Source organism: Streptomyces sp. NBC_01537 (assembly GCF_045040445.1).
Classification (GTDB): domain Bacteria; phylum Actinomycetota; class Actinomycetes; order Streptomycetales; family Streptomycetaceae; genus Actinacidiphila.
The window spans coordinates 3,038,216-3,058,567 of sequence record NZ_CP109392.1; the positions used below are offsets into that span (position 1 = coordinate 3,038,216).

The window sequence follows — 20,352 nt, forward strand, 5'->3', positions numbered from 1 at the left end:
CGGACGTACATCTCCGGCCGAGATTGGGATCCGGGCCTGGGATGGGAGAAGTGCTACGTCCTCGGGAAGGGGAGCGCCGTCAACTTTCGGCGGCCATCCCACGGGAATGCGGACGGCAGTGTCCGAAGCATCGGCGATCACCCCCGAGCGACAACCACTCGGCCACGCTCTCGCGCAACCTGCTGGACAGGCCCCGCCGGTCGGCAGAGACCCCCCTGTCCACGGGACGCGGCGATGACCGCGAACCCGGCTCGGTGGGGATCCGTTTCCCTTGGACCCGACCGGCTGCCGGGCTGCGGTGACGGACCGAGCTTGGCCGATCGTGGTCCATTCGGGGCCGTCGCACAAGGGGCGTCGTTACTAGCCGGTAACGGACACATAACCCGGTACCGCTGGACTGGACCAACCTGCTCACGCTGGGTAGTTGGGGAGGGACCGTGAAAGTCGGATAAAGAGCGATGAATCCGGACGAAGCGGCACCACTCTCTTACCGGAAGTAACAGCGGCCGCGCTTTATCAAGATTTGGTAAAGCGCGGCCGTCACCGAAAGAGCATTCGAGTCAGGCCAAACTGCGTCCCCGAGGTTTCCGGGGTCAGAACAGCACGCGCGCGAGCGCCGCCCTGGCCGCCGTCACCCGGGGGTCGTCCGAGCCGATGACCTCGAAGAGCTCGAGCAGTCGCAGCCGCGCCGTGTCGCGGTCCTCCCCCGCCGTTCTGCGTACCGCGTCCACCAACCGCCCGAAGGCGTCCTCCACATGGCCGCCCGCCAGGTCCAGGTCCGCCGCCGCCAGCTGCGCCGGCACGTCGGCCGGGTTGTCCGCGGCCGCCTTGCGCACCGCCTGCGGGTCCGCGTCCTGCACCCGGTTCAGCAGCTCGGCCTGCGCCAGACCCAGCTTCGCCTCCGTGTTGCCCGGGTCGTCCGCCAGCACGTTCTTGTACGCCTGGATGGCACCGCCCAGATCGCCGTGGTCCAGCGCGTCGTGCGCCGCCGACAGCGCGATCTCCTGCGGGGTCGCGGGCCGCTCGGGCTGCGCGGCGGGGGCCGGGGCGCCCGCCCCTGCCTCCACGGGCGCGCCCACGATGCCGAACCGCTGCTCCGCCACCGCGATCAGCTGGTCCAGCACCTCGCGGATCTGGTCCTGGGGCGCCGAGCCCTGGAAGAGCGGCATGGCCTGCCCGGCCAGCACCGCGAACACCGCCGGGATGCCCTGCACCCCGAACTGCTGGAACAGCATCTGGTTCGCGTAGACATCGACCTGGGCGACCACGAACCGACCGGCGTACTCACCGGCCAGGGCGGCCAGCGTGTCGCCGAGCTGCACGCTCGCCGGGGCCTGCTCGGCCCAGAAGTTGACGACGACCGGGACCTCGGTGGAGCGCTGCAGTACATCGCTCTCGAAGGTCTCCTCGCTGACGTCGATCACGAGGGAAGAGGCTGAGGCGGCGGACGTTCCCCCGCCGTTACGAGCGGCATCCGCGCGGGCCTGTTCGGCCTTCGCCTTGGCCTCGCTGGCCGCCTTCACCGCGGCGAGGTCGACCACGCCGCTCATGGACATGTTCCGTGGCTGCATGAGACCAATCCTCCCCCCTGACCGCGGTTCCCGTGGACATGGGCCCCTAACCCACGTCCGGCCCTCAATCCTGTGCTTCTTTACGCTACGACCCGTAGCGTAACTGCATGGCCGATTCCCGCGCAACGGGGATAGGGTCCGACCGATGTCTACCCACCCCACCGGAAAACCCACCGGCCGCCCGCGCAGCGCGCAGGCCGACCTGGCGATCCTCGACGCGACCCGCGCCGCACTCGTCGCCCTCGGCTGGGGAAAGCTGACCATGAGTGACGTCGCCGCCCGCGCGGGCGTTGCCAAAACCACGCTCTACCGGCGCTGGGCCAACAAGCACGACCTCGTCGTCGACGCCGTCGCCGTCCTCTTCGACGAGCTCGAACTCCCCGACCGCGGGAGCCTGCGTGCCGACGTCGAGGGCGTCGTCCTGCAGTTCGCCGCCCTCCTGGAGCGGCCCGAGGCGAAGACGGCCCTCATGGCCGTCGTCGCCGAGTCCACGACCGACGCGGCGCTTCGGCTGCGTATCCGCGAGGCCATCGTCAACCGCCAGAAGCGGCTCGTCGTCGCCGGCCGCGCCCGCGCCCAGCGCCGCGGCGAGATCCCGCCCGACCCGGCGGGCTCCGACCCCGCCCCGCAGATCGACCTCATCTTCGACGTCATCGCGGGCGCGGTCGTCCACCGCACCCTCGTCACGGGCGAACCGGTCGACACGGACTGGGCGGAGCGCTTCACCGCGGTGCTACTGGGCGGCCTGACCGCCCCGTTCGGCCCGTCCGGCGCGGCAGGTCAGAAACGGGCCGGCTCCGTGTAGCTGCCCCACTCCTCCCTCAGGGCGCCGCAGATCTCGCCCAGCGTGGCTTCCGCCCGCGCGGCGGCGAGCATCGGCTCGATCATGTTCGTACCGTCCCGCGCGGCGCCCAGCATGGCGTCCAGGGCCGCGGCGACGGCCGCGTCGTCGCGCGCGGCACGGCGGTCCGCCAGGACCCGTACCTGCTCGCGCTCGACCTCGTGGCTGACGCGGAGGATCTCCAGGTCGCCGGTGACGGAACCGTGGTGGACGTTGACGCCCACGACCCGCTTGTCGCCCTTCTCCAGGGCCCGCTGGTACTGGAAGGCCGCCTCGGCGGTCTCCGACGTGAAGTACCCGTCCTCGATGCCCCGCAGAATGCCGGAGGTCATCGGCCCGATGGGGTGCGGACGGCCGTCGGGGACGGCCCGGGCGCCGAGTTCCCTGATCTTGTCGAAGACCTTCTCCGCGTCCGCCTCGATGCGGTCGGTCAGGGCCTCTACGTACCAGGAACCACCCAGCGGGTCGGCGACATTGGCGACGCCGGTCTCCTCCATCAGGACCTGCTGCGTGCGCAGGGCGATCTCCGCGGCCTGCGCGCTCGGCAGAGCCAGCGTCTCGTCGAGGGCGTTGGTGTGCAGCGAGTTCGTGCCGCCCAGCACCGCCGAGAGCGCCTCGACGGCCGTGCGCACGACGTTGTTGTACGGCTGCTGGGCGGTCAGCGAGACCCCGGCCGTCTGGGTGTGGAAGCGCAGCCACTGCGCCTTCTCGCTCCGCGCCCCGTACACGTCGCGCATCCAGCGCGCCCAGATCCGGCGGGCTGCCCGGAACTTGGCGATCTCCTCGAAGAAGTCCAGGTGGGCGTCGAAGAAGAAGGACAGGCCCGGCGCGAAGGTGTCGACGTCGAGCCCGCGCGAGAGCCCCAGCTCGACATACCCGAAGCCGTCGGCGAGCGTGTAGGCGAGCTCCTGCGCGGCCGTGGAACCGGCCTCGCGGATGTGGTAGCCGGAGACGGACAGCGGCTTGTACGCGGGGATGCCGGCGGCGCAGTGCTCCATGAGGTCGCCGATGAGCCGGAGGTGGGGCTCAGGGGCGAAGAGCCACTCCTTCTGGGCGATGTACTCCTTGAAGATGTCGGTCTGCAGGGTGCCGTTGAGGACCGCCGGATCGACGCCCTGACGCTCGGCGGCGACGAGGTACATGCAGAAGACGGGGACGGCGGGGCCGGAGATGGTCATGGAGGTCGTGACCTCGCCCAGCGGGATGTCCTTGAACAGGATCTCCATGTCGGCGGCGGAGTCGATGGCGACCCCGCAGTGGCCGACCTCGCCCAGCGCGTGCGGCTCGTCGGAGTCGCGGCCCATGAGCGTCGGCATGTCGAAGGCCACGGAGAGGCCGCCGCCGCCCGCCTCCAGGATCATCTTGTAGCGCTCGTTGGTCTGCTCGGCGTTGCCGAAGCCGGCGAACTGGCGGATGGTCCACGTGCGGCCCCGGTAGCCGGTCGCGTACAGGCCCCGGGTGTACGGATACTCGCCCGGCCAGCCGATCCGCTCGAAGCCGGGCACGTCGGCGCCGGGCGGCGGTCCGTACACGGGCTCGACGGGATCCCCGGAGAGCGTGCTGAAGTCGGCGTCCCGCTTACGGGAGGCGTCATAACGGGCCTGCCAGCGGAGGCGGGCTTCCTCGATCGCGTCGGCGTCCATACCCTCGAATTTACTAGGACGTCCTAGTAAATGTCGATGGCAAACCGCCCGTGTCGCCGCCGGAAGGGGCCCAAGACAGGCCCTAGGGGCGGTTTCGGGTCAGGCCTTGACCGGATCGGCGTCCGAAGCCGCCGCGGTGATCAGCGGCTGGATCTCGCGGGTCACCTTGCGCTCGACGAAGAAGGCGGCGGTCGGGATGGTCCCGGCCAGCAGCACCCACGCCAGCTTGCCGAACTTCCACCGCGCCTTGGAGCCCAGATCGAAGGCCAGGACCAGGTAGACCACGTACAGCCAGCCGTGTGCGATGGCGACCACCCGGGTGAAGCCCTCGGCGCCGTCGACCTTCAGGATGTACTTGGCGATCACGCCGATGGTGAGGAGGATCAGCAGCACACCGGTCGTGTACGCGAGGGCCCGGTACCGGGTCAGAACACTCTGCTTCATGCGCCGAGCTTAAGCGGGGGCGCCCTGCGGCTTTCGGCTGGGCCCCCGGACGCGACCGGCCGGCCACTGGCCCGCGGACGAGGACCCGCCTACTCCTCGAAGTCCCCGGCCGCTATCCGCAGCGGCCGCAGCAGCGCGAAGATCTCGCCGCACTCCTCGGCGTCGTACGTCCCGAGGCCGAATTCCATCGCCACCAGGTCCCGCGTGGCGGCCTCGCAGACCTCCCGGCCCTTGTCCGTGATGGAGGCGAGCGTGCCGCGCCCGTCGTTGGGATTCGGCCGCTTGGCGACAAGCCCGGAGGTGACGAGGCGGTCGACGGTGTTGGTGACGGAGGTGGGGTGCACCATGAGCCGCTCGCCGATCTTGGACATCGGGAGCTCGCCGGCCTTGCTGAAGGTGAGCAGCACCAGCGCCTCGTACCGCGCGAAGGTGAGCCCGTACGGCTTGACGACGGCGTCGACCTGGCCGAGCAGGATCTGCTGGGCGCGCATGATCGACGTGATGGCGGCCATGGAGGGCGCCCGGCCCCAGCGCCGGGTCCAGGTCTCGTCGGCGCGCGCGATGGGATCGAAAGGCAGGCTCAGCGGCTTCGGCACGGGCGAGAGCCTACCCGCCGGTCACATCATGGTCAGCCATGTCTCACCGAGCGGACCGGAGCCAACCCCTGATCGTACGGCCGGGCCCACCGGTGAGTATTGCGGGCATGTTTCAGCCACCCCAAGTCCGGATTCTGACCGGAAAGCACCCCCTGTAGGGGAGGGATTTCCCTACACCTACGGTCAGTTGGGCCCCTTTTGCCCCTGGTATGGCGGAGATAAATCTACGCGCGTATAGCGTCGAACCGGCCATTGCCTGTAGTGGACCTGTCATTTACCTCTTGATCAATGTCAAGCTCCTGGCCAGCGGGGATTCCGGCCCATGGGTTCCGGACCGGGCTCCCCGCCATCCCCCCACAGACCTCTGACGAGGAGCACGATTTTGCGCAAGAAGCTGGCCATCGGCACCATCGCCGCAGCATCCGCCCTGCTCGCGGCGGGCCTTCAGTCCGCCGCCGCGACCGCCGTCCCCGCGGCGGCCGCCCCCCGCGCCGTCACGATCGCCAACTCCCAGGCCAAGGCGCTCGCCTACGGCACGGCCCAGGCCTCCGACGTCGCCGCCTCCCTCGGCCTCGGCGCCAAGGAGAAGCTCGTGGTCAAGGATGTCGTCGTGGACAAGGACGGCACCCGCCACCTGCGCTACGACCGCACCTACGCGGGTCTGCCGGTGCTCGGCGGCGACCTCGTGGTGCACGAGACCAAGGCCGGTGCCACCAAGGCGATCACCCGCGCCACCACCAAGGCGATCAAGCCGGCCACCATCACCGCCGCCGTCTCCGTGGCCGCGACCAAGGCGGCCGCCACCGGCACCGTCAAGGCGCTGCTCAAGGCCCCGCTGGCCAAGGGCTCCGAGGCGCTGGTCAAGGTCGGCAAGGCCGGCACCCCCCAGAAGGTCATCTGGGCCGTCTCCGGCACCCCCCGCCTGGCGTACGTCACCGTCGTCAGCGGCGAGCAGGCCGACGGCACCCCCAGCAAGCTCAATGTCGTCACCGACGCGAAGACCGGCAAGGTCATCGAGAAGTACGAGGGCGTCGAGACCATCACCGGCACCGGCAACGGCGTCCGCGTCGGCTCGGTCACCCTCAACACCACCCAGGGCACGAGCACGTACTCGCTCAAGGACGCCAGCCGCGGTGGCATCTACACCACCAACCTGAGCAACAAGGAGACGTCCTCGAAGGGCACCACCTTCACCGACGCCGACAACAAGTGGGGCACCGGCACCACCAGCAGCACCCAGTCCGCCGGTGTCGACGCCCAGTTCGGCGCCGCCGCCACGTGGGACTACTACCTCAACACCTTCAGCCGCAGCGGCATCGCCAACGACGGTGTCGGCTCGCTGTCCCGCACCCACTACGGCAGCAGCTACGTCAACGCCTTCTGGGACGACGACTGCTTCTGCATGACGTACGGCGACGGTGACGGCAACACCTCCCCGCTCACCTCGCTCGACGTGGCCGGCCACGAGATATCCCACGGCGTCACCAGCGCCACCGCCGGCCTGACCTACTCCGGTGAGTCCGGCGGCATCAACGAGGCCAACTCGGACATCTTCGGCACCATGGTCGAGTTCTACGAGAACCTCGCCTCCGACACCCCCGACTACCTCATCGGCGAGAAGATCGACATCAACGGCGACGGCACCCCGCTGCGCTACATGGACAAGCCCTCCAAGGACGGCGGATCCGCCAACTACTGGTCCTCGACGGTGAAGAACCTCGACGTCCACTACTCCTCGGGCGTCGGCAACCACTTCTTCTACCTGCTGTCGGAGGGCTCCGGCGCCAAGACCATCAACGGCGTCTCCTACTCCAGCCCGACCTACAGCGGCACCACCGTCACCGGCATCGGCCGCGCCAAGGCCGCCGCCATCTGGTACCGCGCCCTGACCGTCTACTTCACGTCCTCCACCAACTACTCCGCGGCCCGCACCGCCACCCTCAAGGCGGCCACGGACCTCTACGGCTCCACCTCCACCGAGTACAAGGCCGTCGCCGCGGCCTGGACCGGCGTCAACGTCAGCTGACCCCCGGTCATCACTGAACCCCCACGGTGGTGGTGCGGTCCGTAATCCATACGGACCGCACCACTGCCGTTACGCACACCAGGCCGACGACCCCCGCCCCGGCGACCACCGTGTGCACCGGCAGAAACTCCGCCGCCACACCCGCCAGCGCCATCCCCAGCCCCTGAGTCGTCATCATCCCCGCCGTCATCAGCGTCATCGCCTGGCCGCGCACCCCCTCCGGCACCGCGTCGATGAACCACTTGTCGAGCCCGAGGCTGTACGTGATCCCCCATCCGGTCACGAACTGCACGAGGAGCGCCCAGCCCAGACCCGGGTGGAAGGCGTACGCCAGCGGCGGGAGCATCGCCAGGACGGCGACGGGGAGGGTCAGGCGGGCCCGGCCGCGCGGGCCGAGGAGGGAGCCGACGAGGAGTTCGCCGGTGACGGCCCCGACGGGCATGCCGGTCATGAGCAGGCCGAGGCCGGCCGGTCCGAGCCCGAGGGAGTCGGCGTACGGGGTCATCAGCGCCTCGGACCAGACGACGAACATCGGCGGCATCCAGCACAGCAGAAGCAGCGCCCGGATCCGCCGGTCGGCGAGCAGCCGCCGGAGCCCGGCGCCCGTCGCGACCCGTGCCCCACCGGGGGCCTGCCGGGCCGGGCGGGCCTTCGTACCGGTGAGCAGCAGCAGCCCGGAGCCGAGGAAGGCCACGACGGTCAGCCCGAGCACCGAGCGCGGCGAGACGGCCGCGATCAGCAGTCCCCCGGCGGCGAACCCGACCAGCTGTGCGCTCTGCGCGACCAGCCGCAGCAGCGACCGGCCCAGCACGAACCGGTCGCCGTCGCCCAGGATGTCGCTCAGCGTCGCCGCCCTGGTCCCGCCGAACACCGGTCCCACCACCGCCGTCGCACAGCGCAGCGCCAGCAGCACCGCGACCGGCGTCCCCGGCACCACCATCCCCGCCGCGGAACCCGCGCAGACCAGGTCGCACACCACCAGCACCCTGCGCGGCGGAAACCGGTCGGCCACCGACGACAGCAGCGTCCCGCCGACGACGTACGGCAGCATCCCCAGCGCCCAGGTCAGCGCAGTCAGCAGCGGCGACCCCGTCAGCCGGTAGACCAGTACCGCCAGGGCGAGTTCGCAGACGATCCGGCCCAGCATCGACGTCACGTCCGCCGCGAACACAAAGCGGAACTCGCGGACCGCGAACACCGACCGGTAGCCGGCGCTGCGGTCGGCGGGGCCGGTGTCAGGACGTGCTTGAGCGGGGCCGGTCTTCCCCGTCCCGGAGGGCGTTGGCATGGTTACGAGCCTGGCGGCACCGGCGCGCGGGCTCTAGTCTTTCGGCCTCAGCCGAATCACCGGGCGAGCCACCGGGGGGTGCGTGCCATGCCGCTGCACATGTATTTCGGCACCGGCGACCTGCTGCGCTGCCGCTTCGCGCTGTCCCCGCTGTGCGAGACGCACGAGGCCGTACGCACCCTGCGGCGCCGCGAGCGGCACGGCTACCACCTGCCGTGGCTGCGCCGCCGGCGGGACGCTGCGGCCGGGCTCGACCTGAGGCCGCTGTGGCTGTTCATGCCGCAGCCGGGCTACACCCCGGACTTCCTGGGCCGGCCGCCGGCCACACCGTCGCCCTCCTTCGCCGACGAGCTGGCGCTGATGCGCGGCACCGATCCGGCGCTGGCCCGCGAGGAGATGGCCAGGTCGCTGGCGGGTACGCCGGGGGCCGCCGAATCGGCCCTGGGCCAGGAGCTGATGGCGGATCCGGCGGCGGCCGTACAGCGGCTGGCCGATCTCACCGAGCGGGCCTGGCATGCCCTGCTGGCCCCGGACTGGCCCCGGCTGCGCGCACTGCTGGAGGCCGATATCGCGTACCGCTCACGGAAGTTGGCGACCGGCGGGCTGCGCGCCCTCTTCGCCGACCTGCACCCGGACCTGGTCTGGGCCGAGGGCACCCTCACCCTGCTGCACAGCCACGGGGACTTCTTCCAGGAGCAGCGGCTCTCCGGCCAGGGCGTGCTGCTGCTGCCCAGCGTCTTCGCCTGGCCGAACGCGGTGAGCGGATTCGCCGAGCCGTGGCAGCCGACGGTCATCTACCCCGCCCGTGGCATCGGCGGCCTCTGGCAGACCCCGCAGACCCCCTCCGACGCCCTCGTCCGGCTGCTCGGCCGGCACCGTTCCGCCATCCTCTGTGCCCTCGACGAGCCCGCCTCCACCACCGCCCTCGCCGACCGGCACGGCCTCGCCCCCTCCTCCGTCTCCGCCCACCTGTCCGTGCTCCGCGACGCGGGCCTGCTGACCTCGCGCCGCCACGGCCACCAGGTGCTCTACGAGCGCACGGCGCTGGGCATCGCGCTGGCGGCGTAATTCAGCCTGAAGGGGCGCGGGGAACTGCGCGACCAGCCCACCACGGTCCGCAGGTTGTCCACCGGACCGGCTCTAGGGCCTGTCCGGGCGATCATGGGCGGTCCAGGCGTCGTCTGGTGCGGTGCATCGCAAGGCGCCGGAATGCCCGCAGACTGGTTCGTCTGTGGGCTTTTCGGCAACGCCGCGAGGTGCCGTGCCAGGCGGCGAAGGGGCCGTTCGTGATCGCCCGGACAGGCCCTAGGAGACCCCGCCCCGGCGCAGCCGCGCCCGTACCGCACGCTGTGCCACCGGGCCGAGCTCGTCCAGCGCGGTCACCAGCCCGGCCAGCTGGTCAAGGGCGGCCAGCGCACGCTCGGCCCCCTCCCGGTCCACGCCCTCGTACAGCTCCAGGCCGACGAAGCCCGCCGCGACCGCCCGGGCAAGCCCGGTGAGGTCCACGAATTCGGCGAGCGGCGACCCGCTGAGCACCCGGTGCAGTACGTGCTCGATCTCCTCGACCCACAGCCCGAGCCCCGTCGCCGTGTCGGGCACCAGCCGTGGCTGCGTCTGCGCTCCCGCCAGCAGCTGGGCCAGCACCGCGACATGGCCCGCCGCGCTCTCCTCGGCGTGCAGTTCCCATGCCAGGGCCAGGAGTTCGGAGAGCGTACGGACCTGCGCGAGGCGGTCGCGGTAGTGCGCGACCCGGTGCTCGGCGCCGTACCGGCAGGCGGTCGCCAGCAGCTCGTCGACGCTGCCGAAGTGATAGAAGACCAGCGCCTGGTTCACCCCGGCCGCCGCGGCCACCGTACGCGCGGAGACCCCCGCGATGCCGTGCTCGGCGAGTGCCCTGAGCGCCCCGGCGAGCAGCTTCTCGCGGGTGCCGCTCATACCGGGCCCTCCTCGAGTGGAGCCGGGGTCCGGGCGCCCGTAACGGCCGTACCCCTCCCCAGAGGCGACGGCCACGGGAGAACCCGGACCCCATACCTGAACCGCTGTGGCTCCCCTTCCCAGCCGGCCAGGTGGTCGATGTACGCCTGAGATTATGAGAATTTGAGCGATCGCTCAATGAGGGAAAACCCTACGCCGATCAGGCGGCTACGCCGACAGGTGACGCTCGATCGTCTCGACCTTGGCGGTCAGCCCGTCCGTGACGCCCGGCCGGATGTCGGCCTTGAGCACCAGCGACACCCGGGGCGCCCGCGCCTCGACCGCCGCGACGGCGCGCTTGACGACGTCCATGACCTCGTCCCACTCGCCCTCCACGGACGTGAACATCGCGTCGGTGCGGTTCGGCAGCCCGGACTCGCGCACGACCCGGACCGCGTCCGCGACGTACTCGCCGACCTCCTCGCCGACGCCGAGCGGGGTGACGGAGAAGGAGACGATCACGCCTTCGCCACCGCCTCGGCGGCTGCGGCGGCCTCGGCGGCCTCGCGGGAGGCCACGACGCTCGCCTCGGCCTCGCGGCGCAGCTTGCGCTCGGCGAAGAAGCCGCCGGTCGGCAGGACGGACAGGACGAAGTAGAGCGCGGCCCGGCCGAACGGCCACTTCGTACGGTTCCAGGCGTCGGCCCAGAAGAGCACGTAGAGGATGAAGAGGATGCCGTGGACCATGCCCATGACCGGGACCGCGTTGAAGTCGGTGGTGCGCTTGAGCACCGAGCAGACCAGGAGCAGCAGGAAGGACACCGCTTCGGGGGCGGAGACCAGTCGGAGCCGGTTCAGGGCGGAGGCGGTCTTGATGTCCACGGTTCACCTTCGGGATCGGGGGCGCGAGCTTGTCCATACATACGCAGCTTGTGCGTACGTTCACAAGCGGGTCCTATTATCGCCCTGCGCTCTGCCGCCCCGCACCGGGGGTCGGCAACCGCGGCGGACGCGATAGCGTCCCCCTCCACGACACCGTCACACCACATCGGAAGGCAGCGATGAAGTTCGACTGGGACCGGCGTACCTGCTCCCGTAAGGGACACGTCACCTACGCCCCGGACGAGGACCACCTGCGCGACCGCCTGCACGCCGCCACCGCGCTCGGTGAGGCCTGGCGCTGCCTGCGCTGCGGCGACTTCGCCCTCGGCCCCCCGCACGGCTCCGGCCCCGCCGACCGCGCCCCGGAGGTGCCGCGCGGCCGGGCCCTGCGCGACCTGTTCATCCTGCGCTTCCTGGCCGTCGAGCGGATCCTGCGCGGGCTGTTCATCGTCCTGGCCGCCTGGGCGGTGTGGAGGTTCAGCAACCGGCAGGACTCGGTGCACCGGCTCTTCGAGGACAACCTCACCGTCTTCCGGCCGGTGGCGGAGCACTTCCACTACGACATCGACCACTCCCCCGTCGTCGACACCATCCGCAAGACCTTCGAGTACAAGCACTCCACCCTGCTGATCGTCGCCATCGCGCTGCTCGCGTACGCGCTGATCGAGATCGTCGAGGGTGTCGGCCTGTGGATGACCAGGCGCTGGGCCGAATACCTGACCGTCGTCGCCACCGCCGCGTTCCTCCCGCTGGAGATCTACGAGCTGACGGAGAAGATCAGCGGCATCAAGATCGGCACCCTCGTCCTCAACATCCTCGCCGTCCTCTACATCCTTCTCTCCAAGCGGCTCTTCGGGCTGCGCGGCGGTGTCGAGGCCTTCGAGGCGGAGCGCAGGGGCGCCTCGCTGCTGGAGGTAGAGGAAGCCGCAGGCGAAAAGCCCCATGGGGCCGATCCGGCCCGTCCGGCCCCCGTAGCGAATAAGGTCTGATCGTGGCGCAATTCCGACTGCAGGGCAGCAAAGTGCTCGCCGTGGACATGACCGGCGATGCCGTGAAGGCGAAGAACGGGGCGATGGTCGCCTACGACGGCCAGATGGCCTTCAAGAAGATGTCCGGCGGCGGCGAGGGCCTGCGCGGCATGGTCACCCGCCGGCTCACCGGCGAGTCCATGGAGGTCATGGAGGTCAAGGGCCACGGCACCTGCTACTTCGCCGACCGTGCCAGCGAGATCAACCTCGTCCGGCTGAGCGGCGAGAAGCTCTACGTCGAGGCCAGCAACCTCCTCGCCACCGAGGCCGCCCTGCGCACCGGCACCACCTTCACCGGCCTGCGCGGCGCCTCCCAGGGCAACGGCCTGTTCACCACCACCGTCGAGGGCGTCGGCCAGGCCGCCATCACCTCCGACGGCCCCGCCATCGTGCTGCGCGTCACCTCCGGCACCCCCCTGAACGTCGACCCCGGCGCGTACATCGCCCACACCGGCAACCTCCGCCAGGACTTCCAGACCGGCGTCAGCTGGCGCTCCCTCCTCGGTGAGAGCGGTGGCGAGTCCTTCCAGATCCGCTTCGAGGGCGAGGGCCTGGTCTACGTCCAGCCCAGCGAGCGCAACACCATCGGGGGGCAGTTCTAGCCATGGCCTTCACCCGTATCAACTCCAAGATGGTCGAGGCCCAGGTCCTCCCCGGCCAGCGGCTCTTCAGCCAGCGCGGCGCCATGCTCGCCTACCGGGGCGACGTCACCTTCACTCCCAACCTGCAGGGCGGCCAGGGCGGCATCGGCTCCATGATCGGCCGCCGCGTCGCCAACGAGGCCACCCCCCTGATGACCGTCGAAGGCCGCGGCTCCGTGATGTTCGGCCACGGCGGCCACCACGTCCACACCATCGACCTCCACGGCGACACCCTGTACGTCGAGGCCGACCGCCTCCTCGCCTTCGAGGGCACCCTGCGGCAGAGCACCATGTTCATGGGCTCCCAGGGCGGCGTCATGGGCGTCATCCGCGGCCAGGTCACCGGCCAGGGCCTGTTCACCACCACCCTGGCCGGCCAGGGCGCGGTGGCCGTCATGGCCCACGGCGGCGTCATCGAACTGCCGATCACCCCCCAACGGCCCGTCCACGTCGACCCCCAGGCCTACGTCGCCCACCGCGGCGACGTCCGCAACAAGCTCTCCACCGCCCTGGGCTGGCGCGACATGGTCGGCCGCGGCTCCGGCGAGGCCTTCCAGCTGGAGCTCTCCGGCCAGGGCACGGTGTACGTACAAGCAAGCGAGGAGAAGCTGTGAGCGTCCAGGCAGGCGGACCCGTCGTCCACGACCCCTACACCCTCCCCATCGACGACAACGTCAACCCGTACGCCTTCTCGGTGGACCTCAAGGGCCAGTGGTTCCTCCAAAAGGGCAAGATGATCGCCTACTACGGCCAGATCACCTTCAACGGCATCGGCCACGGCGCCCTCGACGGCCTCGTCGCCCGCAACTTCCACTCCCCGCTTCACGCCTCCGACTGGGTCGTAGCCGAAGGCCAGGGCAAGCTGCTGCTGGCCGACCGCGCCTTCGACGTCAACTCGTACGACCTGGAGGAGGGCAACCTCACCATCCGCTCGGGCAACCTCCTGGCCTTCCAGCCCGGCCTGTCGCTCAAGCAGTCGATCATCCCCGGTTTCCTGACCCTCATCGGCACCGGCAAGTTCGTGGCCGCGTCCAACGGCGCGGTCCATTTCGTAGAACCACCCATCCGCGTGGACCCCCAGGCCCTCGTCGGCTGGGCCGACTGCCCCTCCCCCTGCCACCACTACGACCACAGCTACATGCGCGGCGTCCTCGGCGGCATCCGCGCCCTCACCGGCATCGGCGGCACGTCAGGGGAAGAGCACCAATTCGAGTTCGTAGGCGCCGGCCAGGTCCTCCTCCAGTCCAGCGAAGTCCTGATGGCCGAGCAGGCCACCGGCGTCGTCCCCAACGAGCCCGGCGTCCCCGGCGGCGGCCACCCCGGAGGCCAGGGCCAGCAGCAGGCCATCCCGCGCATGCCCGGCCAGCTCGGCGACCTCCAGCGCCGCTTCGGTCTGTAACGACACGGGCACACAAACGAACCCCCAATAGTCCGCTTTTCAACTTCCTTGGTATACTCACAGCCATGGAGACCGAAACTGACACCAAGGCGGACCCCGGCGGCATCTGGCTCACCTCTGCCCAACAGCGCGCCTGGCGCACCCACCTTGAGGTCAGCAAACTCCTCACCCACCAGCTCGAACGCGACCTCCAGCCCTTCGGCCTCACCTACAACGACTACGAAATCCTCGTCAACCTCTCCGAAGCCCCCGACCACCGCCTCCGCATGTCCGACCTCGCCCGCGTCACCCTCCAGTCCAAGTCCCGCCTCTCCCACCAGATCTCCCGCATGGAGGTCGCCGGCCTCGTCCGCCGCGAGAGCTGCGAGTCCGACCGCCGCGGCCTCTTCGCCGTCCTCACCGACCAGGGCTGGGACACCATGGAGAAGGTCGCCCCGCATCATGTGGCCGCGGTGCGCGAGCACTTCATCGACCTGCTGCCCGGGGATGGGCTTGAGTCACTGCGGCAGACACTGGCGCCGGTCGCGGAACACCTGCGGGCGGTGCGGGGGCGAGCGTAAGCCCCGAGCGCGGAGTTATGACTGCGGCTTCGCCGTGAATTCGGCCCAGAGGTCGACCGCTTGTTCCAGGTCAAGGGCCGCGACAGCTTCCCTCGACCTGGAACAAGCGTTATGGATCGGCCGATTGGCCACCCAGTAGGGCCGGCCAAGCGACCCAGCCTCTCGATCACCGCAGCAAGCTGAACGAACTCGGGTCGACCTGCGCCCGCTTCCTTGATACGCGCGGTAGCCTCCGCGTACACCTCGGCGTCAGCCCGTTCCCCGACTGCCCAGACCTCACAGTTCTCGACCGACTTGTCGTCCGTAATCCGGTAAACGATGCACCAGGTGTTCCGGTCGACGATCAGTTTGCGGTAGCCCGCGAGTTCGCCACCCAGTGGGTAGTCGGCCGTGGGCTCGCCCTCAAGGAGCAGCACCTCATTGAGGACCTTCGGCACCACCTCCGGGCCGATGCACCGGAGCTCGCCGATGGCGGCGGGGATGAAAAAGATCTCCGCCATCGCCTACTCGTCGTCCGGCAGGGCCGCGATGCTGTCGCGAGTGTGTCCGAAGGCAGCCAGTACGTCGTCAAGTGAGGTTCGCTCACCGGAATCGGTCACACTGCGAGCGAGCACGAGAGCAAGGTCGTGCAGGTCGGCGGCAGCCTCCTCGATCGCGGCAAGGCGGTCCATCCCCACGACCGCCGCCACCGGCCTGTGGCGGCGGGTTACGACCCTGTCGGAACCCTGTTCGGCTTCGGCGACAAGTTTGGCGACGCCACGCTGCGCCGCTTCGGTGACAGTCAATTCGTGTGCGTCGCGCGGAATGGCCATGGCTTAACCGTACAGAAAACTGCATATATCGCGGATCATCACCTCAGCCCGACATCGGCATCGCCCACGGCTGGTCAGGCTCGCGATCCACGACCGCAAAAAAATTCGGCCGGCGATGTCGAGAACCCGTGGCTGGCTCCGTCCCCGCAGTGAAGGCGACCAAAATGGGTCGCACCAGCACCGAGGAGAACCACGATGGCCAAGTACTTGCTGCTCAAGCACTACCGGGGCGCCCCGGCCGCGGTCAACGACGTGTCCATGGACAAGTGGACGCCGGAGGAGATCTCGGACCACATCCAGTACATGAACGACTTCGCGGCCCGGCTGGAGACGACCGGGGAGTTCGTCGACGGGCAGGCGCTCGCCCCCGAGGGGACGTGGGTCCGGTACGACGGCGAGGGCCGCCCGCCGGTCACCGACGGCCCGTTCGCCGAGACCAAGGACCTGATCGCGGGCTGGATGGTGATCGACGTCGACAGCTATGAGCGGGCCGTCGAGCTGGCCGGGGAGCTGTCGGCCGCCCCGGGGGCGGGCGGAAAGCCGATCCACGAGTGGCTCGAGCTGCGCCCGTTCTACGGCGTGTCGCCCACCATCACGGAGTGACACCAGTGACCTCTGAGGTGAACGAGGTCCTGCTCCGGAGCCTCACGCCGAGCGTGCTCGGAATCCTCGTCCGCCGCGGAGCCGACTTCGCGGCGGCCGAGGACGCCGTGCAGGACGCGCTGGTCGAGGCGGTCCGCGTCTGGCCGGCCGACCCGCCGCGGGATGCGAAGGGCTGGCTGGTCACCGTGGCCTGGCGCCGGTTCCTCGACCAGGCCCGGGCGGACACCGCCCGCCGCCGGCGTGAGGACCGCCTCGACGAGGAGCCGGCGCCCGGGCCGGCGCCCGCGGTGGACGACACACTCCAGCTCTACTTCCTGTGCGCCCACCCGTCGCTCACGCCGTCGTCCGCGGTCGCGCTCACGCTGCGCGCCGTCGGCGGGCTGACCACGCGCCAGATCGCCCAGGCCTACCTGGTGCCCGAGGCGACCATGGCGCAGCGCATCAGCCGGGCCAAGCGCACCGTCTCCGGCGTGCGGTTCGACCAGCCCGGCGACGTCGCCACCGTGCTGCGCGTCCTCTACCTGGTCTTCAACGAGGGCTACTCCGGCGACATCGACCTCGCCGCCGAGGCCATCCGCCTCACCCGGCAGCTCGCGGCCGCGATCGACCACCCCGAGGTGGCGGGGCTGCTCGCCCTCATGCTGCTCCACCACGCCCGGCGCGCCGCCCGGACCGCGCCCGACGGCAGCCTGGTGCCGCTCGCCGAGCAGGACCGCGGTCGGTGGGACACCGGGTCGATCGCCGAAGGCGTCGAGATCCTGCAGGCGGCCCTCGCCCGCGACCGCCTCGGCGAGTTCCAGGCCCAGGCCGCCATCGCCGCCCTCCACGCCGACGCGCCCACCGCCGAGCAGACCGACTGGGTGCAGATCGTCGAGTGGTACGACGAGCTCGCGCGCCTGACCGACAGCCCCATCGTCCGGCTCAACCGCGCGGTGGCCGTCGGCCAGGCCGACGGACCGCGAGCCGGCCTGGCAGCGCTCGCGGCGCTGGACGACTCACTGCCCCGCCACACCGCGGTCGCGGCCTACCTCCACGAGCGCGACGGCGACCTGGCGACGGCTGCACGGCTGTACGCCGAGGCGGCCCAAAAGGCACCCAACCTCGCCGAGCGCGACCACCTGACCCGCCAGGCCGCCCGGCTGAACACCCGCAGGGGTCGCTGACGGGTTCAGCGCGCCGTCAGGCTCGCGATCAGCTCGTCCGCCGCCGCGTACGGGTCCAGTTCGCCGCCCATGATCCGGTCGGCCAGGGCGTCCAGGCGGCGGTCGCCGTGCAGGTCGCCGATGCGCTCGCGCAATGCGGTGACGGCGATGTGCTCGACTTCGAGGGCGGCGCGGCGGCGCCGGCGGTCGGCGAGGATGCCGTGCTCTTCCATCCAGGCGCGGTGCTTTTCGAGGGAGGCGACGACCTCGTCGATGCCCTCGCCGCGGGAGGCGACGGTCTTGACGATGGGGGGTCGCCAGTCGCCGGGGGCGCGGGATTCGCCGAGGGCGAGCATGTGGTTGAGCTCGCGGGCGGTGGAGTCGGCACCGTCGCGGTCGGCTTTGTTGACGACGTAGAGGTCGCCGATCTCGAGGATGCCGGCCTTGGCGGCCTGGATGCCGTCGCCCATGCCGGGGGCGAGGAGGACGACGCAGGTGTCGGCCTGGGCGGCGATCTCGACTTCGGACTGGCCGACGCCGACGGTCTCGACGAGGACGATGTCGCAGCCGGCGGCGTCGAGGACGCGGATGGCCTGGGGGGCGGCCCAGGCGAGGCCGCCGAGGTGGCCGCGGGTGGCCATGGAGCGGATGAAGACGCCAGGGTCGGAGGCGTGGTCGGACATGCGGACGCGGTCGCCGAGCAGGGCTCCCCCGGAGAAGGGGGAGGAGGGGTCGACGGCGAGGACGCCCACGCGCTTGCCGGCCCGGCGGTACGCCGAGACGAGGGCCGAGGTCGACGTGGACTTGCCGACGCCCGGGGAGCCCGTGAGGCCGACCACGTACGCGCCGCCGGTGAGCGGCGCGAGCGCGGCCATGACGTCACGGAGCTGCGGGGACGCCCCCTCCACGAGGGAGATCAGGCGGGCGACGGCACGGGGGCGGCCCTGCCGTGCCTGCTCGACCAGGGTGGGGACGTCCAGCATCGGCTGAGGCTCCTTACTTGCCGGCGACGGTGCCGGGCACGCGGATGATCAGAGCATCGCCCTGACCGCCGCCGCCGCACAAGGCAGCCGCACCGACGCCGCCGCCGCGCCGCTTGAGTTCGAGGGCGAGGTGGAGGACGACTCGGGCGCCGGACATTCCGATCGGGTGACCGAGGGCGATCGCACCGCCGTTCACATTCACCTTTTCGGGGGTCACGCCGAGGTCCTTCATGGACTGGACGGCAACCGCGGCGAAGGCCTCGTTGATCTCGATGAGGTCCAGATCGGAGACGGACAGGCCGTCCTTCTTCAGGGCGTGGGCGATGGCGTTGGACGGCTGGGACTGCAGCGAGTTGTCCGGGCCGGCGACGTTGCCGTGGGCGCCGATCTCGGCGATCCACTCCAGGCCGAGCTCCTCGGCCTTGGCCTTGCTCATCACCACGACCGCGGCGGCGCCGTCGCTGATCTGCGAGGAGGTGCCGGCGGTGATCGTGCCGTCCTTGGTGAAGGCGGGGCGGAGCTTGCCCAGGGACTCCACGGTCGTCTCGGCGCGGATGCCCTCGTCCTGGCTGAAGACGACCGGCTCGCCCTTGCGCTGCGGGATCTCGACGGGGGTGATCTCGGCCTCGAAGAGGCCGTTCTTCTGGGCGGCGGCGGCGCGCTGGTGGGAGAGGGCAGCGACCTCGTCCTGCTCGGCGCGGCCGAGGCCGAGGCGGGTGTTGTGCTTGTCGGTGGACTCGCCCATCGGGATGTTGTCGAAGGCGTCGGTGAGGCCGTCGTAGGCCATCGCGTCGAGCATTTCGATGGCGCCGTACTTGTAGCCCTCGCGGGACTTGGGCAGCAGGTGCGGGGCGTTGGTCATGGACTCCTGGCCGCCGGCCACGACGACGTCGAACTCACCGGCGCGGATCAGCTGGGCGGCCAGCGCGATGGCGTCGAGCCCGGACAGGCACACCTTGTTGATGGTGAGCGAGGGGACGTTCATCGGGATGCCGGCCTTGACGGCGGCCTGGCGGGCCGGCATCTGCCCGGCGCCGGCCTGCAGGACCTGGCCCATGATCACGTACTGGACCTGCTCGCCGGCGATGCCGGCCCGGTCGAGGGCGGCTTTGATGGCGATGCCACCCAGTTCGGCGCCGCTGAAGCCGCGCAAGGACCCGAGGAGTCGCCCCATCGGCGTACGGGCTCCTGCGACGATCACTGAGGTTCGTGCTGCCTGGCTGTCCTGGCCGGTCAACTGGCTGGTCATGGAGCTGGCCCCTTTGCACAGAGGGAAAGTTAACGATGGTTTTACGAGGGTGCAGCCAATGTACTGAGCGGTAGACCGGCGGTCACCCGGCGGACGGTGTGATGGCGCGCACGTTGCGTGACCACACATGCGAGCGGTGCACTGGACCCATGCTGACTCGAATCGACCACATCGGTATCGCCTGTTTCGACCTCGACAAAACCGTCGAGTTCTACCGTGCCACGTACGGCTTCGAGGTGTTCCACTCCGAGGTCAACGAGGAGCAGGGGGTGCGCGAGGCCATGCTGAAGATCAACGAAACCGACGACGGCGGGGCCTCCTATCTGCAGCTGCTGGAACCGACCCGTGAGGACTCCACCGTGGCGAAGTGGCTGGCCAAGAACGGTGAGGGGGTGCATCACATCGCCTTCGGCACGGCGGATGTGGACGCGGAGGCCGCAGACATCAAGGACAAGGGTGTACGGGTCCTCTATGACGAGCCGCGCAGGGGTTCGATGGGCTCCCGCATCACGTTCCTGCACCCCAAGGACTGTCATGGGGTACTCACAGAGCTCGTGACTGCCGTCAAGGACCACTGACCAAGGCCCATTCACCCCGGTAGAGTGGCCCGAGCCGACCGGGGTGGGCTGGGTGGGGTACCGGCCCGCGCTTCGGCGTGGATCAGACACAATTCTCCGTAAGGCCCTGCCGTGAAACAGGGCCCCGGGGAATCTCACTCGGTTGGCGGGTGG

22 protein-coding genes are annotated in these 20,352 nt (G+C 70.3%); 11 read left to right on the forward strand and 11 right to left on the reverse strand.

Features of this window, described 5'->3' with window-relative positions; genetic code table 11:
* Positions 1–593: 593 nt before the first annotated feature.
* A complete protein-coding gene (locus OG607_RS13835) occupies positions 594–1,571 on the reverse strand; it encodes a tetratricopeptide repeat protein (RefSeq protein ID WP_405723043.1) in 978 nt (325 codons plus the stop codon).
* Positions 1,572–1,716: 145 nt separating this feature from the next.
* Here OG607_RS13835 and OG607_RS13840 point away from each other — a divergent pair, with 145 nt between their 5' ends.
* Complete coding sequence (locus OG607_RS13840) at positions 1,717–2,376, forward strand: TetR/AcrR family transcriptional regulator (protein ID WP_405723046.1); 660 nt, start codon at positions 1,717–1,719, stop codon at positions 2,374–2,376.
* On the opposite strand, the gene OG607_RS13845 is transcribed toward OG607_RS13840, so the two are convergent.
* From OG607_RS13845 to OG607_RS13855, 3 genes are all read right to left on the reverse strand, one after another.
* On the reverse strand, positions 2,352–4,055 hold the full coding sequence (locus OG607_RS13845) for a methylmalonyl-CoA mutase (RefSeq protein ID WP_405723048.1): 1,704 nt from the start codon (positions 4,053–4,055) through the stop codon (positions 2,352–2,354). The genes OG607_RS13840 and OG607_RS13845 overlap by 25 nt on opposite strands.
* Positions 4,056–4,154: 99 nt before the next feature.
* Positions 4,155–4,499 (reverse strand): DUF3817 domain-containing protein, encoded by a 345-nt coding sequence (locus OG607_RS13850; protein ID WP_405723050.1) that lies wholly within the window; start codon positions 4,497–4,499, stop codon positions 4,155–4,157.
* Positions 4,500–4,588: 89 nt separating this feature from the next.
* Positions 4,589–5,095 carry a MarR family winged helix-turn-helix transcriptional regulator gene (locus tag OG607_RS13855; protein ID WP_405723051.1) on the reverse strand — a complete coding sequence of 169 codons (507 nt, stop codon included), beginning with the start codon at positions 5,093–5,095 and terminating at the stop codon, positions 4,589–4,591.
* A 322-nt stretch (positions 5,096–5,417) separates the two neighbouring features.
* Here OG607_RS13855 and OG607_RS13860 point away from each other — a divergent pair, with 322 nt between their 5' ends.
* Positions 5,418–7,121 (forward strand): M4 family metallopeptidase, encoded by a 1,704-nt coding sequence (locus OG607_RS13860; protein WP_405723054.1) that lies wholly within the window; start codon positions 5,418–5,420, stop codon positions 7,119–7,121.
* A 10-nt stretch (positions 7,122–7,131) separates the two neighbouring features.
* On the opposite strand, the gene OG607_RS13865 is transcribed toward OG607_RS13860, so the two are convergent.
* Positions 7,132–8,409, reverse strand: a complete 1,278-nt coding sequence (locus tag OG607_RS13865; protein ID WP_405723056.1) for an MFS transporter — start codon at positions 8,407–8,409, stop codon at positions 7,132–7,134.
* An 87-nt stretch (positions 8,410–8,496) separates the two neighbouring features.
* On the opposite strand from OG607_RS13865, the gene OG607_RS13870 reads away from it, so the two are divergent.
* Positions 8,497–9,477 (forward strand): DUF5937 family protein, encoded by a 981-nt coding sequence (locus OG607_RS13870; protein ID WP_405723058.1) that lies wholly within the window; start codon positions 8,497–8,499, stop codon positions 9,475–9,477.
* A gap of 237 nt (positions 9,478–9,714) precedes the next feature.
* Here the strand turns inward: OG607_RS13870 and OG607_RS13875 are convergent, their stop codons facing one another.
* From OG607_RS13875 to OG607_RS13885, 3 genes are all read right to left on the reverse strand, one after another.
* The gene (locus OG607_RS13875) at positions 9,715–10,344 is read right to left on the reverse strand and encodes a TetR/AcrR family transcriptional regulator (RefSeq protein WP_405723061.1); all 630 of its coding nucleotides are present in this window, start codon (positions 10,342–10,344) and stop codon (positions 9,715–9,717) included.
* Between the two features lie 207 nt (positions 10,345–10,551).
* On the reverse strand, positions 10,552–10,845 hold the full coding sequence (locus OG607_RS13880) for an MTH1187 family thiamine-binding protein (RefSeq protein WP_405723063.1): 294 nt from the start codon (positions 10,843–10,845) through the stop codon (positions 10,552–10,554).
* Complete coding sequence (locus tag OG607_RS13885; RefSeq protein ID WP_405723064.1) at positions 10,842–11,204, reverse strand: DUF3817 domain-containing protein; 363 nt, start codon at positions 11,202–11,204, stop codon at positions 10,842–10,844. The genes OG607_RS13880 and OG607_RS13885 overlap by 4 nt, the downstream gene beginning before the upstream one ends.
* 179 nt (positions 11,205–11,383) lie before the next feature.
* Between OG607_RS13885 and OG607_RS13890 the strand changes: the two genes are divergently transcribed.
* The 5 genes from OG607_RS13890 (at position 11,384) to OG607_RS13910 (ending at position 14,832) form a co-directional block, all read left to right on the forward strand.
* Positions 11,384–12,193: a DUF2127 domain-containing protein gene (locus tag OG607_RS13890; protein ID WP_405723066.1), complete on the forward strand. Its 810-nt coding sequence runs from the start codon at positions 11,384–11,386 to the stop codon at positions 12,191–12,193.
* Positions 12,194–12,195: 2 nt separating this feature from the next.
* A complete protein-coding gene (locus OG607_RS13895; protein WP_405723069.1) occupies positions 12,196–12,834 on the forward strand; it encodes an AIM24 family protein in 639 nt (212 codons plus the stop codon).
* A gap of 2 nt (positions 12,835–12,836) precedes the next feature.
* Positions 12,837–13,487 (forward strand): AIM24 family protein, encoded by a 651-nt coding sequence (locus OG607_RS13900; protein WP_405723071.1) that lies wholly within the window; start codon positions 12,837–12,839, stop codon positions 13,485–13,487.
* Positions 13,484–14,272 (forward strand): AIM24 family protein, encoded by a 789-nt coding sequence (locus tag OG607_RS13905; RefSeq protein ID WP_405723073.1) that lies wholly within the window; start codon positions 13,484–13,486, stop codon positions 14,270–14,272. Before OG607_RS13900 ends, OG607_RS13905 begins: the two co-directional genes overlap by 4 nt.
* A gap of 65 nt (positions 14,273–14,337) precedes the next feature.
* Positions 14,338–14,832: a MarR family winged helix-turn-helix transcriptional regulator gene (locus tag OG607_RS13910; RefSeq protein ID WP_405723075.1), complete on the forward strand. Its 495-nt coding sequence runs from the start codon at positions 14,338–14,340 to the stop codon at positions 14,830–14,832.
* A 503-nt stretch (positions 14,833–15,335) separates the two neighbouring features.
* Here the strand turns inward: OG607_RS13910 and OG607_RS13915 are convergent.
* On the reverse strand, positions 15,336–15,644 hold the full coding sequence (locus tag OG607_RS13915) for a prevent-host-death family protein (protein WP_405723078.1): 309 nt from the start codon (positions 15,642–15,644) through the stop codon (positions 15,336–15,338).
* 195 nt (positions 15,645–15,839) lie between these two features.
* On the opposite strand from OG607_RS13915, the gene OG607_RS13920 reads away from it, so the two are divergent.
* Complete coding sequence (locus OG607_RS13920) at positions 15,840–16,247, forward strand: YciI family protein (protein WP_405723080.1); 408 nt, start codon at positions 15,840–15,842, stop codon at positions 16,245–16,247.
* A 17-nt stretch (positions 16,248–16,264) separates the two neighbouring features.
* Positions 16,265–17,410 (forward strand): RNA polymerase sigma factor, encoded by a 1,146-nt coding sequence (locus OG607_RS13925; protein WP_405736750.1) that lies wholly within the window; start codon positions 16,265–16,267, stop codon positions 17,408–17,410.
* Between the two features lie 5 nt (positions 17,411–17,415).
* On the opposite strand, the gene meaB is transcribed toward OG607_RS13925, so the two are convergent.
* Both meaB and OG607_RS13935 read right to left on the reverse strand, forming a co-directional pair.
* On the reverse strand, positions 17,416–18,372 hold the full coding sequence (gene meaB / locus OG607_RS13930; RefSeq protein WP_405723083.1) for a methylmalonyl Co-A mutase-associated GTPase MeaB: 957 nt from the start codon (positions 18,370–18,372) through the stop codon (positions 17,416–17,418).
* A 13-nt stretch (positions 18,373–18,385) separates the two neighbouring features.
* Positions 18,386–19,621 carry an acetyl-CoA C-acetyltransferase gene (locus tag OG607_RS13935; RefSeq protein WP_405723085.1) on the reverse strand — a complete coding sequence of 412 codons (1,236 nt, stop codon included), beginning with the start codon at positions 19,619–19,621 and terminating at the stop codon, positions 18,386–18,388.
* 149 nt (positions 19,622–19,770) lie between these two features.
* On the opposite strand from OG607_RS13935, the gene mce reads away from it, so the two are divergent.
* Positions 19,771–20,199, forward strand: coding sequence for a methylmalonyl-CoA epimerase (gene mce, locus OG607_RS13940; protein WP_329312081.1), 429 nt, complete (start codon positions 19,771–19,773; stop codon positions 20,197–20,199).
* Positions 20,200–20,352: the final 153 nt, after the last annotated feature.

Excerpts from the sequence above, each read along its gene's own strand:
- OG607_RS13920 (WP_405723080.1), top strand. The coding sequence starts at position 15,840 with ATGGCCAAGTACTTGCTGCTCAAGCACTACCGGGGCGCCCCGGCCGCG.
- OG607_RS13875 (WP_405723061.1), bottom strand. The coding sequence starts at position 10,344 with ATGAGCGGCACCCGCGAGAAGCTGCTCGCCGGGGCGCTCAGGGCACTC.
- OG607_RS13915 (WP_405723078.1), bottom strand. The coding sequence starts at position 15,644 with ATGGCCATTCCGCGCGACGCACACGAATTGACTGTCACCGAAGCGGCG.
- OG607_RS13845 (WP_405723048.1), bottom strand. The coding sequence starts at position 4,055 with ATGGACGCCGACGCGATCGAGGAAGCCCGCCTCCGCTGGCAGGCCCGT.
- OG607_RS13835 (WP_405723043.1), bottom strand. The coding sequence starts at position 1,571 with ATGCAGCCACGGAACATGTCCATGAGCGGCGTGGTCGACCTCGCCGCG.
- OG607_RS13850 (WP_405723050.1), bottom strand. The coding sequence starts at position 4,499 with ATGAAGCAGAGTGTTCTGACCCGGTACCGGGCCCTCGCGTACACGACC.
- OG607_RS13870 (WP_405723058.1), top strand. The coding sequence starts at position 8,497 with ATGCCGCTGCACATGTATTTCGGCACCGGCGACCTGCTGCGCTGCCGC.
- OG607_RS13900 (WP_405723071.1), top strand. The coding sequence starts at position 12,837 with ATGGCCTTCACCCGTATCAACTCCAAGATGGTCGAGGCCCAGGTCCTC.
- OG607_RS13890 (WP_405723066.1), top strand. The coding sequence starts at position 11,384 with ATGAAGTTCGACTGGGACCGGCGTACCTGCTCCCGTAAGGGACACGTC.
- OG607_RS13935 (WP_405723085.1), bottom strand. The coding sequence starts at position 19,621 with ATGACCAGCCAGTTGACCGGCCAGGACAGCCAGGCAGCACGAACCTCA.
- mce (WP_329312081.1), top strand. The coding sequence starts at position 19,771 with ATGCTGACTCGAATCGACCACATCGGTATCGCCTGTTTCGACCTCGAC.
- OG607_RS13910 (WP_405723075.1), top strand. The coding sequence starts at position 14,338 with ATGGAGACCGAAACTGACACCAAGGCGGACCCCGGCGGCATCTGGCTC.
- OG607_RS13840 (WP_405723046.1), top strand. The coding sequence starts at position 1,717 with ATGTCTACCCACCCCACCGGAAAACCCACCGGCCGCCCGCGCAGCGCG.
- meaB (WP_405723083.1), bottom strand. The coding sequence starts at position 18,372 with ATGCTGGACGTCCCCACCCTGGTCGAGCAGGCACGGCAGGGCCGCCCC.
- OG607_RS13865 (WP_405723056.1), bottom strand. The coding sequence starts at position 8,409 with ATGCCAACGCCCTCCGGGACGGGGAAGACCGGCCCCGCTCAAGCACGT.
- OG607_RS13860 (WP_405723054.1), top strand. The coding sequence starts at position 5,418 with ATGGGTTCCGGACCGGGCTCCCCGCCATCCCCCCACAGACCTCTGACG.